The sequence below is a fragment of the Mesorhizobium sp. B2-3-2 genome (assembly GCF_006442295.1).
In the GTDB taxonomy this organism is placed as follows: domain Bacteria; phylum Pseudomonadota; class Alphaproteobacteria; order Rhizobiales; family Rhizobiaceae; genus Mesorhizobium.
In genome coordinates, this window is sequence record NZ_VFWA01000013.1 from 124,744 (window position 1) to 141,015 (window position 16,272).

Below are 16,272 nucleotides of genomic sequence, written 5' to 3' on the forward strand. Positions count from 1 at the left end.
GCCTGGCGCCAAGCTCGGCAGTCTCCTCTCCCCTCGGGGAGAGGTCGACCGAGCGAAGCGGAGGTCGGGTGAGGGGGAGTCAACACGGAATAGATTTGACCGGGCTTGATACAACCATGGACACGACAGCCCATCACGGCACAAAAGAGGAGCAGGCTGAGAGCCCGAGCCCACGCCTGACGCTGTCCGGCATCTCGAAGAGCTTTCCCGGCGTGCGCGCGCTGCACAATGTCAGCCTGTCGCTCTATCCGGGCCAGGTGACGGCGCTGATCGGGGAAAACGGCGCCGGCAAGTCGACGCTGGTCAAGATCATGACCGGCATCTACCAGCCCGATGCGGGCATGATCAGCATAGACGGGCAGGACGTCACCCTGCCCAGCGCGCATGCCGCCTTCGGCCATGGCGTTACCGCCATCCATCAGGAAACCGTGCTGTTCGACGATCTGAGCGTCGCCGAAAACATCTTTCTCGGGCATGCGCCGCGCACCCGCTTCGGCACCATCGACTGGCGCACCATGCGCAGAAATGCGCGCGAAGTGCTCGACACGATGCATGCCGGCCATATCGACGCCGATGCAAGGCTGAAGGACCTCGGCATCGCCAACAAGCATCTCGTCGCCGTGGCGCGGGCCATGTCGATTGACGCGCGGATCGTCATCATGGACGAGCCGACGGCCGCCCTTTCGATGAAGGAGATCGAAGAGCTCTTTTTGCTGATCGAGTTCCTCAAGAGCGAAGGCAAGGCGATCCTGTTCATCAGCCACAAGTTCGACGAGATCTACCGCATCGCCGACCGCTACACCGTGTTCCGCGATGGCGAGATGGTCGGCGAAGGGCTGATCAAGGATGCCGCCCAGAGCCAGATCGTGCGCATGATGGTCGGCCGTGCGGTCGACCACATCTTTCCGCAGCGCAAGGCCGAGATCGGCGCGCTGGTGCTGTCGGTCTCCGGCCTGTCGCACCCCACCGAGTTCAACGACATCGGCTTCGAGCTGCACAAGGGCGAGATTCTCGGCTTCTACGGTCTTGTCGGCGCCGGCCGCAGCGAGGTGATGCAGGCGATTTCAGGGATCACCCGCACCTCCAGCGGCACGATCACGCTGGACGGCAAGACGATCGCACCGAAATCGGCGGCGGATTCGATCGAGGCGGGCATCGTCTACGTGCCCGAGGAACGCGGCAAGCAGGGCGTGGTGATCGGCCTGCCCATCTTCCAGAATGTTTCTCTCCCGTCGCTGGCACGCACGTCCAAATCCGGCGTGCTGCGGCTGGCGGAGGAGTTTTCGCTCGCCCGCTCCTACACCGAGCGGCTTGATCTGCGCGCCTCCTCGCTCAGCCAGGATGTCGGCACGCTGTCGGGCGGCAACCAGCAGAAGGTGGTCATCGCCAAATGGCTGGCGACCACGCCCAAGGTCATCATCCTGGACGAGCCGACCAAGGGCATCGACATCGGCTCCAAGGCCGCCGTGCACGGTTTCATGGCCGAGCTGGTGGCGCAAGGCCTGTCGGTGATCATGGTATCGTCGGAGCTGCCCGAAATCCTCTGCATGTCCGACCGCGTCGTCGTCATGCGCGAGGGCCTTGTCGCGGCCGTCTACGACAACAAGGGACTGGACGCCGAGACGCTGGTCCGGACGGCGGCGGGGATTGCGGCATGAAAACTTTGCTGAAATACCGCGAAATCTGGCTGCTGGCGGCAATCGTCGTGCTGATCGGGCTGATCTCGACGCGTTTTCCCGCCTTCGCCGACCCCGGCAATTTGCGCCAGGTGTTCAACGACACCTCGATCCTGATGATCCTGGCGCTCGGCCAGATGGTGGTCATCCTGACCAGGTCGATAGACCTGTCGATGGCGTCGAACCTCTGCTTCACCGGCATGGTGGTGGCGATGCTCAACGCCGCTCACCCGGCGATCCCGATCCCGCTGCTGATCGTCATCGCGCTGGCCGTCGGCCTGGTGCTCGGCGCGATCAACGGCCTTCTGGTGTGGCGGCTGAACATCCCCTCGATCGTGGTGACATTGGGCACGCTGACCATCTATCGCGGCGCCACCTTCGTCCTGTCCGGCGGCGCCTGGGTCAATGCCGACAAGATGAGCCCGGAGTTCATCGGCTTCCAGCGCGCCGCCTTGCTCGGCATTCCGGTGCTGTCCTGGATCGCCATCCTGGTCATCGCGCTGTTCTTCATCCTGATGACGCGCACCGCGCTCGGCCGCTCGATCTATGCCATCGGCGTCAACCCGACGGCGTCGGTCTATGCCGGCATCGATGTCGGGCGGACGAAATTCATCGTCTTCTGCATATCCGGCATGATCGGCGGGCTCGCCGGCTATCTCTGGATCTCGCGTTACGTGATCGCCTCGGTCGAGGTCGCCAATGGCTACGAGCTCAACATCATCGCCGCCTGCGTCATCGGCGGCATCTCGATCGCCGGCGGCATCGGCTCGGTCGGCGGCGCGGTGCTGGGCGCGCTGTTCCTCGGCATCATCTCCAACGCGCTGCCGGTCATCAACATCTCGCCCTTCTGGCAGATGGCGATTTCGGGCAGCGCGATCATCCTGGCGGTGGTGCTCAACGCGCGCGGCGAACGCCAGCAGGGCCGCGTGATCCTGAGAAAGGCGGAAGCGGCATGACCGACCTCGCCAACACCCCTGCCCCGCGCCACATTCCCGACCGGTTGGACAAACCGCTCAGCTCGGCGATCTTTTCCTGGGAAGCGCTGCTGGTCGTGGTGGCGCTCGCCATCTTCGCCATCAACAGCTTCGCCTCGCCCTATTTCCTCGACCCTTATTCGCTGTCGGACCTGACCTTCAACTTCACCGAGAAGGGCCTGATCGCCTTCGCCATGGCGCTGCTGATCATTTCGGGGGAGATCGACCTCTCGGTCGCCGCCATCATCGCGCTGGCCTCGACCATGATGGGCATGGCGGTGCAGGCCGGCGCCGGCACGCCGGTGCTGGTGGCGATCGGCATCGTCGTCGGGCTCGGCTGCGGCGCCTTCAACGGGCTGCTGGTCACGAGGCTTGGCCTGCCCTCGATCGTCGTGACCATCGGCACGATGAGCCTGTTTCGCGGCATCGCCTTCATCATCCTCGGCGACCAGGCCTACAAGGGTTACCCTGGGAGCTTCGCCTTCTTCGGCCAGGGCTATGTCTGGTGGGTGGTGTCGTTCGAGCTGGTGCTCTTCCTCATCGCCGCTGTCGTCTACTGGTTCCTCCTGCATCGCACCAGTTTCGGCCGCCGCGTCTTTGCCATCGGCAACAATCCGGTGGCGGCGCAGTTCTCCGGCGTGCGTGTCAGCCGCATCAAATTCATCCTGTTCTGCCTGACAGGCCTGATGTCCGGCATCGCCTCGGTGCTGATCACCTCTCGGCTCGGTTCGACCCGGCCGTCGATCGCACAGGGCTATGAGCTGGAAGTCATCACCATGGTGGTGCTTGGCGGCGTCAGCATCCTTGGCGGCGCCGGCAGCATTGTCGGCGTCGTGCTCGCCGCCTTCATCATGGGGCTGGTGACCTTCGGGCTCGGCCTGCTCAACGTGCCCGGCATCGTCATGTCGATTTTCATCGGCCTGCTGCTGATCATCGTCATCGCGCTGCCGATCGTCTGGCGGCGGCTGCGCGGGGGGGGCGCTGATGGCTGAAAAATACGCGTTCAAGATGAAGCTCAAGCCCGGCATGAAGGCGGAATACAAGAAGCGCCATGACGAGATCTGGCCGTCGCTGGTCGCGCTGCTGAAGCAGGCCGGCATTTCCGATTATTCCATCCATCTCGACGAGGAGACCAACATCCTGTTCGGCGTGCTGTGGCGGCGGGACGACCATGGCATGGCAGACCTGCCGAAGCATCCGGTGATGCAGCGCTGGTGGGCGGACATGGCCGACCTCATGGAGACCAAGCCCGACAATGAACCGGTGGCCGTGCCCCTGGAAACCGTGTTCCATATGGCATGAGTGCCCCGCGCCACATCGCCGTCATCGACATCGGCAAGACCAACGCCAAGGTGGCGCTGGTCGACCTCGCCACGCTGAGCGAGGTCGCGCTGCGCCGAATGGCGAACGCGCCGGTGCGGCAAGCCCCCTACCCGCATCACGATGTCGAGGCGCTGTGGGCCTTCATCCTCGGCAGCCTTGCCGATCTCAACCGCGAACGGCGCATCGACGCCGTTTCGATCACCACTCATGGCGCCACCGGCGCGCTGGTCGATGCTTCGGGCGAGTTGGTGTTGCCAGTGCTCGACTACGAATTCGATGGCCCCGAGGAACTCGCGGCCGAGTATGACGCGATCCGTCCGCCGTTCGCCGAAACCGGCACGCCGCGGCTGCCGCTCGGCCTCAATCTCGGCGCGCAATTCTTCTGGCAGCAGAAGCGCTTTCCGGCGGAATTCGCCAGGGCAACGGCGACGTTGATGTATCCGCAATATTGGGCGCTGCGGCTGACCGGCATCGCCGCCAACGAGGTGACCTCGCTTGGCTGCCACACCGATCTGTGGAACCCATGGAAAGCCGATTTTTCGGCAATGACCGACCGCCTCGGTTGGCGCGCGTTGATGGCGCCGGTGCGGCCGGCAAGCGACCGGCTCGGCCCGCTCCTGCCGGCGCTTGCCGCGCGGACCGGGCTCGATCCGCAGACGCCTGTGTTCTGCGGCCTGCACGATTCCAACGCCTCGCTGTTGCCACATCTTCTCGCGGACGCGCCGCCTTTCAGCGTCGTCTCGACCGGCACCTGGGTGGTGTCGATGGCGGTCAGCGGCAGATCGGTCGCGCTCGATCCGGCGCGCGATACGCTGGTCAACGTCAACGCGCTGGGCGATCCCGTGCCGTCGGCGCGCTTCATGGGGGGGCGTGAGTTTTCGATCCTGACGGAGGACCAGCCGGAGAACTGGACCGAAGGGGATGTCGGTGCCGTGCTGGCAAAAAGGATGCTGCTGCTGCCGTCGATGCAGCAGGGGTCGGGACCGTTCCCGCATCATGCGGCGGCGTGGCTCAACGCCGACGGCATGAACAGCGGCCAGCGCTTTGCCGCCATCTCTTTTTATCTGGCGCTGATGACAGCGACCTGCCTCGATCTGATCGGCGCCGACGGCCCCACCATTGTCGAAGGCCCTTTCGCCCGCAACCGGCTGTTTGTCGGCATGCTGGCGGCGGCGACCGCCAGAAGCGTCGTCGCCTCCGAAGCCGCGACCGGCACCAGCATCGGCGCCGCGTTGCTGGCATCGGACCAGGCAAAGGCGCATGGCAATGGCTCGAGACAAGAACTGCCGGCCGACCTCGCCTGGACGGATTATGCAAGCACCTGGCGGGCGGCAGTCGAAAGGCCGAGCTGACTACGGATCCGCTTGCCTAGCCTTGAAAGACCAGCCCTTGCGGATCGATTTCGGGCCTGCGGCCCGCGACGAGGTCGGCGAGGAATTTGCCCGAGCCGCAGGCCATGGTCCAGCCGACATGGCCGTGGCCGGTGTCGAGATAGAGATTTTTGTAGCGGGCCTGGCCGATGACCGGCACGGAATTGGGCATCATCGGCCGCAAGCCCGCCCAGAACACAGCCTTTTTCTCGTCGAACGCGCCTGGGAAAAGATCCTTGCCGGTGCTGATGATGGTACTGAAGTCAGCGGGCTTGAAGCTTCGGTCAAAGCCGGTGAACTCGGCCGTCGAGGACATCCGCAAGCGGTTGCCCAGCCTGGAATAGCCGATCAGCCGGTCCTCGTCGGCGCCGCCCATGGTCGGCCCCTTGCTTTCATCCTCCAGGGGAATCGTCGCGGTATAGCCTTTCACCGGATAGACTGGCAGATCGATGCCGTAGCGGCGGCCGAGCAGGCCGCTTTCCGGGCCCATTGCGATAACAACCGCATCGCCGGCCACCGGACCTGGCGAGGTGATGACGGCCCGTACCCTGTCGCCTTCGATATCGAAGCCTTCGACCGTGGTGCCGAACCGGAACTCGACACCAAGCTTCTCGGCCGCATAGGCGGCGAGCCTGTCGACAAACAGTTTGGAATCGCCGGTCTGGTCAGTGGGCGAATAAACCCCGCCGGCTATCTTGTCCTTCACCCCGGCAAGTCCCGGCTCCAGTTCGACCAGCCGGTCGCGACCGACAATCTCGATCGGCAAGCCATGCTCGGCAAGATAGCGATAATTGTCGGTTCCGGTGTCGAGACTCTTCTGCGAGCGGAAGAAGTAGAGGATGCCCTTCTTGCGCTCGTCATAGTGGATGCCGGTCGCCTCCGACAGCGCATTGATGCAGTCGCGCGAATAGAGCGCGAGCCGCAGCTTGATGTCGGTGTTGGCGCGCAGGCGCGCCACCGTGCACTGGCGCAGGAAGCGGAGGCTCCAGGCGAGAAAATAGGGATCAAAGCGCAGCCGCACCTTGATGCCGAGATCGTGGTTGTAGAGCCCGCGCAGGAAGGTCTTCAGCGCCGCCGGGGAAGCCCAGGCGGTGGCATCGCCGGGCGACACCAGCCCCGCATTCGACTGGCTGGTGCCCCGCGCCGGCGCCGGATGACGCTCGATGACGGTGACCTCATGGCCGTCGCCGGCCAGATAGTAGGCGGCCGCCGTGCCGACGACGCCGGCCCCGAGCACCGTTATCTTCATGCCATCCCCCCAAAGCTCCACACGGCACGGCGCTTCCGCGCCCTCCGCCAGCGCCTTCCATAGCGCTTCGCGGAATGGCTTGCGAGCCCTTGGGAAAACCAGCTCAGCCTCGGGCGGAGTTCTTCCCCGTCAGGATGCGCTCCCAGGCAAGCGCGTCTGCAACGATCTGATCGAGGTCGTCGCGCTGCGGTGTCCAGCCGAGTTCCGTCCGGGCGAGATCGGAATTGGCAACCACCGCGGCCGCGTCACCGGCGCGGCGCTCGCCCGTCCTCACCTCGAAATCATGGCCGAAGGCGCGGCGCACGCTCTCGATCACCTCCAGCACCGAGTAGCCGTGGCTGTAGCCGCAATTGGCGACGAGGCTCGCGGCCCCGGCGCGCAGCCGCTCAAGGGCCAGGCGATGCGCCGCGGCCAGGTCGCTGACATGGATATAATCGCGCATGCAGGTGCCGTCCGGCGTCGGGTAATCGGTGCCGTACACCTGCATGAATGGCCGCTTGCCGAGCGCCGTCTCGCAGGCGACCTTGATCAGATGCGTGGCGCCCGGCGTCGACTGGCCGGTGCGCCCCCTGGGATCGGCGCCCGCGACGTTGAAATAGCGCAGCGCCGTATAGCGCAGGCCATGCGCGATGGCCGCATCGCGCAGCATCCATTCGCTCATCAGCTTGGAGAGGCCGTAGGGCGATTCCGGCGCCAGGCGGGCATCCTCGCGCACCGGTTCCAGCCCGGCGCCGCCATAGACGGCGGCGGTCGAGGAGAAGATGAAGTTCGGCACGCCCTCGCGTACCGCCGTTTCGATCAGCGTGCGCGTCTTGCAGGTGTTGTTCTCGTAGTAGCCGAGCGGATCGGCGACGGATTCGGGAACAACGATCGAGCCGGCGAAATGGATGATCGCATCGACATTGCTGTCGCGGATGATGGAGCCGACCAATTCCTTGTCGGCGACGTCGCCGACGACCAGCTTTGCCTCCGGTGCCACCGCCCATTCGAAACCGGTCGAAAGCCGGTCGAGAACGACCACGCTTTCGCCCGCATCCAGCAATTCCCAGACCATATGGCTGCCGATATAGCCGGCGCCGCCCGTCACCAAAACCGTCATTCCGCGTCCTCGCATTCAAGATCTGTCGGAAACTGTCTCAACAACCGCTCTACTGGAAAGCCCGCCCTATGACCAATAAAACCCTGCGTAACCGACTTGGCCGGCATATGGCATCATGTCGAAACAAAAGCGCCCTACAGGCCGGTGTTGCCAGGAAATAGGCCATGATCCACCCTCGTTAGGAACAGGTGCGGGGCGTGGCATTTTGACCAAAACGGGCCGGTGGACGGCCAATCGGGCAATGATTATGATCCAGCGCAAAACTGGGAAGCCGACATGAATTATCAGCGGTTCTTCGAGGACGCGATCGACCAGCTCCATGCGGAACGACGCTACCGCGTCTTTGCCGACCTCGAGCGCATAGCGGGCAAATTTCCGCGCGCCATCTGGCGTGCCAACGGCCGCGCAGAGGAAATCACCGTCTGGTGCTCCAACGACTATCTCGGCATGGGCCAGCACCCGGATGTCATCGCAGCGTTCCAGAACGCGGCGGGCCGGATGGGTTCGGGCGCCGGCGGCACCCGCAACATCTCCGGCACCAGCAATCCGTTGGTCGAACTCGAGCATGAGCTCGCAGACCTGCACGACAAGGAAGCCGCACTGGTCTTCACCTCCGGTTTTGTCTCCAACGAGGCCTCGATCTCGACCATCGCGCGGCTTTTGCCCAACTGCCTGATCATTTCGGATGAGCTCAACCATGCCTCGATGATCGAAGGCGTGCGGCGCTCGGGCGCGGAAAAGAAGATTTTTCGCCACAACGATGTCGCACATCTGGAAAGCCTGCTGCAGGCGGCTGGCCGCGAACGCGCCAAGCTGATCGTGTTCGAGAGCGTCTATTCGATGGATGGCGATATCGCGCCGATCAGAGAGATCGTCGACCTCGCCGAGCGCTATAACGCCATGACCTATATCGACGAGGTCCACGCCGTGGGCATGTACGGCCCGCGCGGCGGCGGCATCACCGAGCGGGAAGAGCTTGCCGACCGCATCGACATCATCGAGGGCACGCTCGCCAAGGCTTTCGGCACGCTTGGCGGCTACATCACCGGCACGAGTGCGGTCATCGACGCCGTGCGCTCCTATGCGCCGGGCTTCATCTTCACCACCGCGCTGCCGCCGGCCATCGCCGCCGCTGCCACCACGTCGATCCGTCATCTCAAGCGCTCGCAGGCCGAGCGTGACGCCCAGCAGCAGCAGGCGACGCGGACCAAGCAGATCCTCTCCGCCGCCGGCCTGCCGGTGATGGAATCGGCGACCCACATCGTGCCAGTGCTGGTTGGCGACCCCGAGCTTTGCAAGATGGCGAGCGACCGGCTGCTCGGCGTGCACGGCATCTACATCCAGCCGATCAACTATCCGACCGTGCCGCGCGGCACGGAGCGGCTGCGCATCACGCCGACGCCGTTCCATTCGGATGCGCTGATCGCCGAGCTGCAGGACGCCCTGGTCGAGACCTGGGACGCGCTCGGCATTTCCTATGGTTCAGCAGGACGACCTTCCGTGGCCAAGACCGACCGGATCATTCCCCTGCTGGTGCCCAAGTCAGGCGGCTGAAGCCGTTTGAAACTCTACTCCGGCAGCCATCTGGCGCGCCGGAGCGACTTTCGATGCGGGCTTCGTCAACTCTCAAACAGCCGTCATCCACTTCGCAAGCCGGTGCGCCGCCTCCTCGAGCTGGTCGAGACGGCGGTGGAAGCACAGCCTGAGGAAGGCTTCGCCGCCCGGGCCGAAGGCCGTGCCCGGCGCCAGGCCGACATTGGCCTTGTCGACGATCTCGAAGGCGGCGCTGCGCGAATCGGTGATGCCGTCGACCCTGAAGAACAGGTAGAAAGCGCCTTGCGGCACAGTGAACCGAGCGCGGTCGGTGGCGCCGAGAATGCCGCAGACCAGATCGCGCGCCTTCCTGGCCCTCTCCACCTGTTCGGCGACGAAGACATCGCCTTGATCGAGCGCCGCGACCGCGCCGCGCTGCATGAACTGGGCGACACCTGAATTCGAATATTGGATGAGATTCTCGAACACCTGCTGCAAGCTCGGATGGGTCTTGATCCATCCGACGCGCCAGCCGGTCATCGCCCAGTTCTTGGAGAAGCTGTTGACGAACAGGATGCGGTCCTCTCCGGTCGCGACGTCGAGGAAGGACGGCGCGCGGCCCTGGCCATAGTGGAACAGCGAATAGATCTCGTCGGCGATGATCCAAAGGCCATTTGCCCGGGCGAGATCGAGAATGGCGCGCAAAGTCTCATGGTCGGCGGTCCAGCCGGTCGGATTGGACGGCGTGTTGATGAACAGCGCCCTGGTCCTGGGCGTGATGGCGGCCGCGATCTTCTCGACATCGCACGACCAGCCATTGCCGGATTGATCGAGCGTGACCGGCACCGGCACGGCACCGGCGATGGCGGCGGCGGCGTCGAAATTCGGCCAGGCAGGCGACAGATAGATCACCTCGTCGCCGGCACCGGCGAGCGCGTCGAGCGCAAGCTGGATCGCATGCATGCCCGAGCCGGTGACGATGAATTCGTCCTCCGCGAAGTGTTTGCCGAAATGCCTGTGATAATAGCGGGCAAGCGCCTGCCTCAGATCGGGGATGCCTCTCTGCCAGGTGTAGAACGTCTCGCCCCCGGCCAGCGCCTTGGACGCGGCATCGGTGATGAAGGACGGCGTCGGCAGATCGCCCTCGCCGGCCCAGAGCGGGATCAAGCCGTCGCGCAGCCTGCCATAGTTGACGACGGCGACGATACCGCTTTCAGGCGCAGCCAGGGCCTCCGGGCGCAGGTTCTGGATCAGGGTCATGGGCGGGTCCGTTCCAATAGGGATAGCATGCCGGCTGTTCTACTACGGGCGAAAGCAAAAAACCCCGGCCGTGAACGACCGGGGTTTTGGTCCAGAAGAACCTGATGCCTCTATCTCCTGGCGAGGAGATCGCGGATTTCGGTCAGAAGCTGCACGTCGGCAGGCGGCGGCGCGGCGGCAGGCGCGGGCTTTTCGGCCTCCAGACGCCTGCGCAGGTTGTTCACCGCCTTGACCATCAAGAAGATGATGAATGCGAGGATGAGGAAGTTCAGCACGACGGTGATGAAGCTGCCATAGGCGAAGACCGCGCCCTCTTTCTTTGCCTCGGCCAACGTGGCCGCGTGGACGTTCGAGGACAATCCGAAGAAGTAGTTGTTGAAGTCCAACCCGCCGAAAATCGCGCCCACGATCGGCATGATGATGTCGTTGACAAGGGAATCGACGATCCTGCCGAAAGCAGCGCCGATGATGACGCCGACGGCCAAGTCCATCACATTGCCCTTGGAAATGAATTCCTGGAATTCTTTCAGCATTTCGACCCTCCGTTATGACCGCCCGCCTGCCGCCTCACCACCGTTCTCCAGCGCCGGCCAAGTCGACAATAGCAAAAACCTCCGGTTGCAAAACCGGAAAAAGGGCCAAGGCACCGGTTTGTTTTTACCGCATCATTAGACGTCCATGCGCCGAACGCCGCGATGGACTCAGCTTCCAAGCTGTGATTGCGTGCGCGGTGAGCGGGCGTCATGCCGGCCAGGGAGGAAGCGCGAGCCGTGCAGGGCTTGTTCATCGTTGTCATCGCGATCGCTTATGTGACGCTTCTGTTCGCCATCGCGAGCCTTGGCGACCGCCGCTCGGCCAGCTCCGGGCCCGGTCGTGCGCGGCCGTTCATCTACGCGCTCAGCCTGGCCATCTATTGCACCTCCTGGACCTTCTTCGGTTCTGTCGGCCTGTCTTCCGAACGTGGCCTTGAATTCCTCGGCATCTACACCGGCCCGGTGCTGGTGTTCGTGTTCGGCTTTCCCTTGCTCAACCGCCTCGTGCGGCTGGCCAAGACAGAGAAGATCACCTCGATCGCCGACTTCCTCGGCGCGCGCTACGGCAAGAGCTTCACCGTGGCCGCGATCGCCACGCTGATCGCGACCATCGGCGCGGTGCCCTATATCGCGCTGCAGCTGAAGGCGATCTCCGGCTCCGTCAGCCTGATGGTCGAGCACTACACCGGCTCGCCGCCCTCATTCGACCCCTTCGTCAGCGACATCTCGCTGGTGGTCGCCATGCTCCTGGCGCTGTTCGCGGTGCTGTTCGGCACACGCCACGCCGACGCCACCGAGCACCAGGACGGGCTGGTGCTGGCGGTGGCGGTCGAAACCGTGGTCAAGCTTGCCGCCTTTCTGGCGATCGGCCTGATGGTCACTTTCCTGATCTTCGGCGGACCCGGCGACATGTTCGGCAAGCTGGCCGAAAATGGCCAGGTGCGGCAGGCGATGGGCTATTCGACGTCGCTCGCCACCTGGCTGGTGCTGACCTGCCTGAGCGGCTTCGCCATCATCCTTCTGCCCCGGCAATTCTACGTCACCATCGTCGAGAACCGCAGCGAGGCGGAACTGCGCACCGCGACATGGGTGTTTCCGCTCTATCTGGTGGCGATCAACCTGTTCGTGCTGCCGATCGCCTTCGCCGGCCTGTCGCTGGTCGGCACGAAGACGAGCAGCGACCTATATGTGCTGTCGCTGCCCTTGTTCAGCGGTCACGATTTCCTGGCCATGGCTGCCTTCATCGGCGGCCTGTCGGCGGCAACCGCCATGGTCATCGTCGAGAGCGTGGCGCTGTCGATCATGATCTCCAACGACCTCATCATCCCGCTGTTCGTGCGGCGGCTGCTGAGGACGACGTCTTCCGAAAACGAGGACTGGTCGACGCTCATCCTCAACGTGCGGAGGGCATCGATCTTCATCATGCTTTTCATCGCCTTCCTCTACTACCGCGAGAGCACTGACAGCGCGCGGCTGTCGTCGATCGGTCTGATGTCGTTCGCGGCGATCGCGCAATTCGCGCCGCCACTGATTGGCGGGCTGATCTGGCGCGGCGCCAATGGCAGGGGCGCGGCCCTCGGCATGGTCGCCGGCATCCTGATCTGGGGCTACACCCTGCTGTTGCCATCGCTCGTCGCGCCCGAAACCGGCATATTGGTGCATGGCCTGTTCGGCTTCGAAGCGCTGCGGCCGCAGGCGCTGTTCGGCACCGTCGCGGAGCCGTTGAACCACGGCGTGCTGTGGAGCCTGTCGATCAACGCACTGTTTTTCGTGCTGGGGTCGCTGTCCCGCGCCGCGGTGCCGCTGGAGCGCATCCAGGCGTCGATCTTCGTGCCGCGCGAAGCAGGGCCGATGCCCAGCCTGCGCCGCTTCCGCACCGCCGTCACCGTCAACGACCTGAAGGACACCATCGCGCGCTATCTCGGTGTGCAGCGCACCGAGCGGTCGTTCCAGTCCTTCGAGAAAAACGCCAACGTCATCCTGCATGGCAACGAGCAGGCCAGCATGGACGTCATCCGCTTTTCCGAGCAGCTTCTGGCCAGCGCCGTCGGCTCTTCGTCGGCGCGGCTGATCCTGTCGCTGCTGTTTCGCCGCCACGACCGCGACTCCAGGGATGCGTTCCGGCTGCTCGACGACGCCACGGAAGCGTTGCAACACAATCGCGACCTGTTGCAGATCGCGCTCGACCAGATGGAACAGGGCATCACCGTCTTCGACCGGGATTTCCGGCTGATCTGCTGGAACCGCCAGTACCGCGAGCTGTTCGACCTGCCCGACGACATGGGCCAGGTCGGCGTTTCGCTCGACCGGATCCTGCGCCATCTGGCGGAGCGCGGTGATATCCCGACCGACCAGCGGGTGACGATGCTCAACCGGCTGACCAGCTTCGTCAGCCCCTGGCAGATGGAACTGAAAACCAGCGGCCGGATCCTGGAGCTGCGCTCCAACCCGATGCCGGACGGCGGCATCGTCGCCACCTATGCCGACATTTCCGGCCGCGTCGAGCAAGACCTGGCGCTGAAGCGGGCGAACGAGTCGCTGGAACAGCGGGTGAAGACCCGCACCATCGAACTGACCAGGGTCAACGAGGAGTTGACCCGGGTCAACGAGGAACTGGCGCAGGCGCAGATGCTGGCCGAGGAGGCCAATCTGGGCAAGACGCGCTTCCTCGCCGCGGCCGGCCACGACATCCTGCAACCGCTCAACGCCGCCAGGCTCTACTGCTCGTCGCTGATCGAAAAGGCCGGCAAGGGCCCGGCCGGCAAGGCCGCGGTCAATATCGACTCCTCGCTGGAATCGGTCGAGACCATTCTGGGCGCCGTGCTCGACATTTCCCGCCTCGATGCCGGCGCCATGAAACCGGACGACACGGCCTTCAACCTCGACGGCCTGCTGCGCCAGATCGGTAACGATTTCCGGCCGCTTGCCGCCGAAAAGCAACTCAAGCTGACGATCATGCCCTCGTCGCTGACGGTGGTGACGGATCGCAACCTGTTGCGCCGGCTGATCCAGAACCTCGTTTCGAATGCCATCAAATACACGCGTCACGGCCGCATCCTGGTTGGCGTGCGACGGCGTGGCGAACTGGCGGAAATCCAGGTAATCGACACTGGCATCGGCATTGCCGGCGACAAGTTGAACACGGTGTTTCGCGAATTCACCCGGCTGGACGAAGGCGCGCGCGAGGCCGAAGGCCTCGGCCTCGGCCTTTCGATCGTCGACCGCATCGCACGGGTGCTGAGGCTTGAGATCCGTATTTTCTCCAATCCAGGCAAGGGCACGCGCTTTTCCGTCATCCTGCCGGTGGCGGCCGTGCAGGAACCGCGACGCGAGGTCGAAACCAGGGCGCCGGCCCGCGTGGCGGCGTCGCTGTCCGGGCTGGGCGTGCTCTGTATCGACAACGACGCCCGCATCCTCGAAGGCATGCGGCTGCTGCTCGAAGGCTGGGGCTGCGCCGTCGAGACCGTGTCCGGCACAAAGAGCCTGGATATCGCGATCCGCCGCCCGGACGTTGTCCTTGCCGACTATCACCTCGATGGCGAAACCGGCCTCGATGCCATCGTCAGGCTGCGAGCGATCCACGGCGACGACCTGCCCGCCGTGCTGGTCACCGCCGACCGCTCCAACGAGGTACGCACGGCAGCAGCCGGACTCGACATCCCGGTGATCAACAAGCCGCTCAAACCGGCCGTGCTGCGCTCGATGATGGCCAGGGTCAGGCCGCTGACGTCGGCGGCGGAGTAATATCAGATTTGCTTCATTTCGGCCCCGCCGACGTAGCCCAGGCTTCCTAGATAGGCGCAGAACATGTCGGCCATCGCGTCGGCATAGGCTTCTATCTCTGCCGACGTGCGAGGCGTTTCTGAAAAATCCTTCCCGACCGCGGCGAGGGTCGTGGTGATCAGTTCGCCCGCCAATGAGCGGGTCGGCTCCGCGGCTTCAGGCAGCGCCTCTCGCATGAAGGCCTGGACGGTGCGGTCTCCCGAAGCCTTTGCCTGCTGTGCCTCGGGCGCGTCGCGGTAGAGCGGTGCGGCGTCGTTGAGCGCGACGCGCACCGCGGCCTCGTCGCATTCGGAGCGGATGAAGGCGTGGACCAGTGCGCGCAGCCGTTCGAGCGGCGCGCGCCGATCGTCCTCGAGGATGTCACGCAGCAGATCGGTGGTCTGGCGCCATTCGTCGCTCTGCAGCCGGAAGAGAAGCGCTGCCTTGTTGGGGAAATACTGGTAGAGAGACCCGACACTCACGCCGGCCTTTTCCGCCACGCGCGTGGTGGTGAAACGCTGCGCGCCTTCCCGTGCCAAAACCTGAACAGCAGCTTCCAGGATCGCCTCGACGAGCTCCGTGGCACGGGCTTGCCTGGGCTGTTTTCGTGAAGAAATCGAAGGGGTTAAGCGTCCGCTCATGGCTCAGTCCGGTAATGCGAATTGGAAAACTGAAGGATTATTCGTATTTCTAGCCCAACACAAGGACGCAACAGACTTTCGACCGGAGACACCCATGACGACGCTCACCAAAGCCCCGCTCGCGCCTCTGCTCGCCCGCCTCTTCGAGGAGGCCAAGGCGGCGGCGAGCCCCGCAATGGCGGAATTCTCGCACGAGGAACGGGACCGCCTGCTGCGCAGCAAGACCGATTATCGCGATTTCTACGGCAGGCTGAAGGATCTTTGGCTCGCCGTTTCGCCTGAGACCGGCACGCTGCTTTACATGCTGGCGCGCGGCAGCGGCGCGCGCGTCATCATTGAATTCGGAACCTCTTTCGGCATCTCGACCCTCTACCTTGCCGCGGCGCTCAGGGACAATGGCGGCGGCCGCCTGATCACCACCGAGTTCGAGCCGTCCAAGGTGGTGCGGGCCAAGGCCAACCTTAGGGAAGGCGGCCTCGTCGACCTCGTGGAGATCCGCGAGGGCGATGCGCTGGAGACGCTGAGCGCCGACCTGCCCGACCGGATAGACCTGCTGCTGCTCGACGGTGCCAAGGCGCTCTATCCGGAGATCCTGAACCTGGTCGAGAGCCGGCTGAGGCCCGGCGCGCTGGTTATCGCCGATAATGCCGATTTCTGTCCCGACTATCTGGAGCGGGTGCGCTCACCGGCCTCGGGCTACATGTCGACGCCGTTCGGCGAGGACGTGGAGCTGTCCGTGCGGCTCGGCTGAGCAAGCCTCCGTACGAGCAAACAATCAGGATCGATAGCTCATGCTGCTCCTGGAGCGGCCGTAGGCGTTAACGTCAGCCAACGCGCAATCCCGGCCGTCGG

General features: G+C 64.3%; 13 protein-coding genes. 8 read left to right on the plus strand and 5 right to left on the minus strand.

Annotation, left to right across the window (positions count from 1 at the left end; genetic code table 11):
* Nucleotides 1-116 precede the first annotated feature (116 nt).
* Genes FJ964_RS24275 through FJ964_RS24295 form a run of 5 tightly spaced genes read left to right on the plus strand, consistent with a single transcriptional unit; the run spans nt 117 to nt 5,325 of the window.
* Nucleotides 117-1,658 (plus strand): sugar ABC transporter ATP-binding protein, encoded by a 1,542-nt coding sequence (locus tag FJ964_RS24275; protein WP_140552737.1) that lies wholly within the window; start codon nt 117-119, stop codon nt 1,656-1,658.
* On the plus strand, nt 1,655-2,632 hold the full coding sequence (locus tag FJ964_RS24280) for an ABC transporter permease (protein ID WP_140552738.1): 978 nt from the start codon (nt 1,655-1,657) through the stop codon (nt 2,630-2,632). Before FJ964_RS24275 ends, FJ964_RS24280 begins: the two co-directional genes overlap by 4 nt.
* Complete coding sequence (locus FJ964_RS24285) at nt 2,629-3,642, plus strand: ABC transporter permease (protein WP_140552739.1); 1,014 nt, start codon at nt 2,629-2,631, stop codon at nt 3,640-3,642. Before FJ964_RS24280 ends, FJ964_RS24285 begins: the two co-directional genes overlap by 4 nt.
* Nucleotides 3,635-3,952, plus strand: a complete 318-nt coding sequence (gene rhaM / locus FJ964_RS24290; RefSeq protein ID WP_140552740.1) for an L-rhamnose mutarotase — start codon at nt 3,635-3,637, stop codon at nt 3,950-3,952. Before FJ964_RS24285 ends, rhaM begins: the two co-directional genes overlap by 8 nt.
* Nucleotides 3,949-5,325, plus strand: a complete 1,377-nt coding sequence (locus tag FJ964_RS24295; protein ID WP_140552741.1) for an FGGY-family carbohydrate kinase — start codon at nt 3,949-3,951, stop codon at nt 5,323-5,325. The genes rhaM and FJ964_RS24295 overlap by 4 nt, the downstream gene beginning before the upstream one ends.
* 16 nt (nt 5,326-5,341) lie before the next feature.
* Here FJ964_RS24295 and FJ964_RS24300 read toward each other — a convergent pair whose 3' ends face one another.
* Nucleotides 5,342-6,592, minus strand: a complete 1,251-nt coding sequence (locus tag FJ964_RS24300) for a D-amino acid dehydrogenase (RefSeq protein ID WP_140552742.1) — start codon at nt 6,590-6,592, stop codon at nt 5,342-5,344.
* A 103-nt stretch (nt 6,593-6,695) separates the two neighbouring features.
* Nucleotides 6,696-7,691 carry a UDP-glucose 4-epimerase GalE gene (gene galE / locus FJ964_RS24305; RefSeq protein WP_140552743.1) on the minus strand — a complete coding sequence of 332 codons (996 nt, stop codon included), beginning with the start codon at nt 7,689-7,691 and terminating at the stop codon, nt 6,696-6,698.
* A gap of 276 nt (nt 7,692-7,967) precedes the next feature.
* On the opposite strand from galE, the gene hemA reads away from it, so the two are divergent.
* Nucleotides 7,968-9,245: a 5-aminolevulinate synthase gene (gene hemA / locus FJ964_RS24310; protein WP_140552744.1), complete on the plus strand. Its 1,278-nt coding sequence runs from the start codon at nt 7,968-7,970 to the stop codon at nt 9,243-9,245.
* Between the two features lie 72 nt (nt 9,246-9,317).
* Here the strand turns inward: hemA and FJ964_RS24315 are convergent, their stop codons facing one another.
* Together FJ964_RS24315 and mscL are read right to left on the minus strand one after the other, a co-directional pair.
* Nucleotides 9,318-10,484, minus strand: a complete 1,167-nt coding sequence (locus tag FJ964_RS24315; protein ID WP_140552745.1) for a pyridoxal phosphate-dependent aminotransferase — start codon at nt 10,482-10,484, stop codon at nt 9,318-9,320.
* 110 nt (nt 10,485-10,594) lie between these two features.
* On the minus strand, nt 10,595-11,017 hold the full coding sequence (gene mscL / locus FJ964_RS24320; protein ID WP_140552746.1) for a large conductance mechanosensitive channel protein MscL: 423 nt from the start codon (nt 11,015-11,017) through the stop codon (nt 10,595-10,597).
* 237 nt (nt 11,018-11,254) lie between these two features.
* Here mscL and FJ964_RS24325 point away from each other — a divergent pair, with 237 nt between their 5' ends.
* Complete coding sequence (locus FJ964_RS24325; protein ID WP_181172602.1) at nt 11,255-14,761, plus strand: PAS domain-containing hybrid sensor histidine kinase/response regulator; 3,507 nt, start codon at nt 11,255-11,257, stop codon at nt 14,759-14,761.
* A 2-nt stretch (nt 14,762-14,763) separates the two neighbouring features.
* On the opposite strand, the gene FJ964_RS24330 is transcribed toward FJ964_RS24325, so the two are convergent.
* Nucleotides 14,764-15,420 carry a TetR family transcriptional regulator gene (locus FJ964_RS24330; protein WP_140552748.1) on the minus strand — a complete coding sequence of 219 codons (657 nt, stop codon included), beginning with the start codon at nt 15,418-15,420 and terminating at the stop codon, nt 14,764-14,766.
* A gap of 94 nt (nt 15,421-15,514) precedes the next feature.
* On the opposite strand from FJ964_RS24330, the gene FJ964_RS24335 reads away from it, so the two are divergent.
* Nucleotides 15,515-16,171, plus strand: a complete 657-nt coding sequence (locus FJ964_RS24335; protein WP_140552749.1) for an O-methyltransferase — start codon at nt 15,515-15,517, stop codon at nt 16,169-16,171.
* Nucleotides 16,172-16,272: the final 101 nt, after the last annotated feature.

Excerpts from the sequence above, each read along its gene's own strand:
- FJ964_RS24275 (WP_140552737.1), top strand. The coding sequence starts at position 117 with ATGGACACGACAGCCCATCACGGCACAAAAGAGGAGCAGGCTGAGAGC.
- FJ964_RS24330 (WP_140552748.1), bottom strand. The coding sequence starts at position 15,420 with ATGAGCGGACGCTTAACCCCTTCGATTTCTTCACGAAAACAGCCCAGG.
- mscL (WP_140552746.1), bottom strand. The coding sequence starts at position 11,017 with ATGCTGAAAGAATTCCAGGAATTCATTTCCAAGGGCAATGTGATGGAC.
- FJ964_RS24295 (WP_140552741.1), top strand. The coding sequence starts at position 3,949 with ATGAGTGCCCCGCGCCACATCGCCGTCATCGACATCGGCAAGACCAAC.
- rhaM (WP_140552740.1), top strand. The coding sequence starts at position 3,635 with ATGGCTGAAAAATACGCGTTCAAGATGAAGCTCAAGCCCGGCATGAAG.
- FJ964_RS24335 (WP_140552749.1), top strand. The coding sequence starts at position 15,515 with ATGACGACGCTCACCAAAGCCCCGCTCGCGCCTCTGCTCGCCCGCCTC.
- hemA (WP_140552744.1), top strand. The coding sequence starts at position 7,968 with ATGAATTATCAGCGGTTCTTCGAGGACGCGATCGACCAGCTCCATGCG.
- galE (WP_140552743.1), bottom strand. The coding sequence starts at position 7,691 with ATGACGGTTTTGGTGACGGGCGGCGCCGGCTATATCGGCAGCCATATG.
- FJ964_RS24315 (WP_140552745.1), bottom strand. The coding sequence starts at position 10,484 with ATGACCCTGATCCAGAACCTGCGCCCGGAGGCCCTGGCTGCGCCTGAA.
- FJ964_RS24300 (WP_140552742.1), bottom strand. The coding sequence starts at position 6,592 with ATGAAGATAACGGTGCTCGGGGCCGGCGTCGTCGGCACGGCGGCCGCC.
- FJ964_RS24285 (WP_140552739.1), top strand. The coding sequence starts at position 2,629 with ATGACCGACCTCGCCAACACCCCTGCCCCGCGCCACATTCCCGACCGG.
- FJ964_RS24280 (WP_140552738.1), top strand. The coding sequence starts at position 1,655 with ATGAAAACTTTGCTGAAATACCGCGAAATCTGGCTGCTGGCGGCAATC.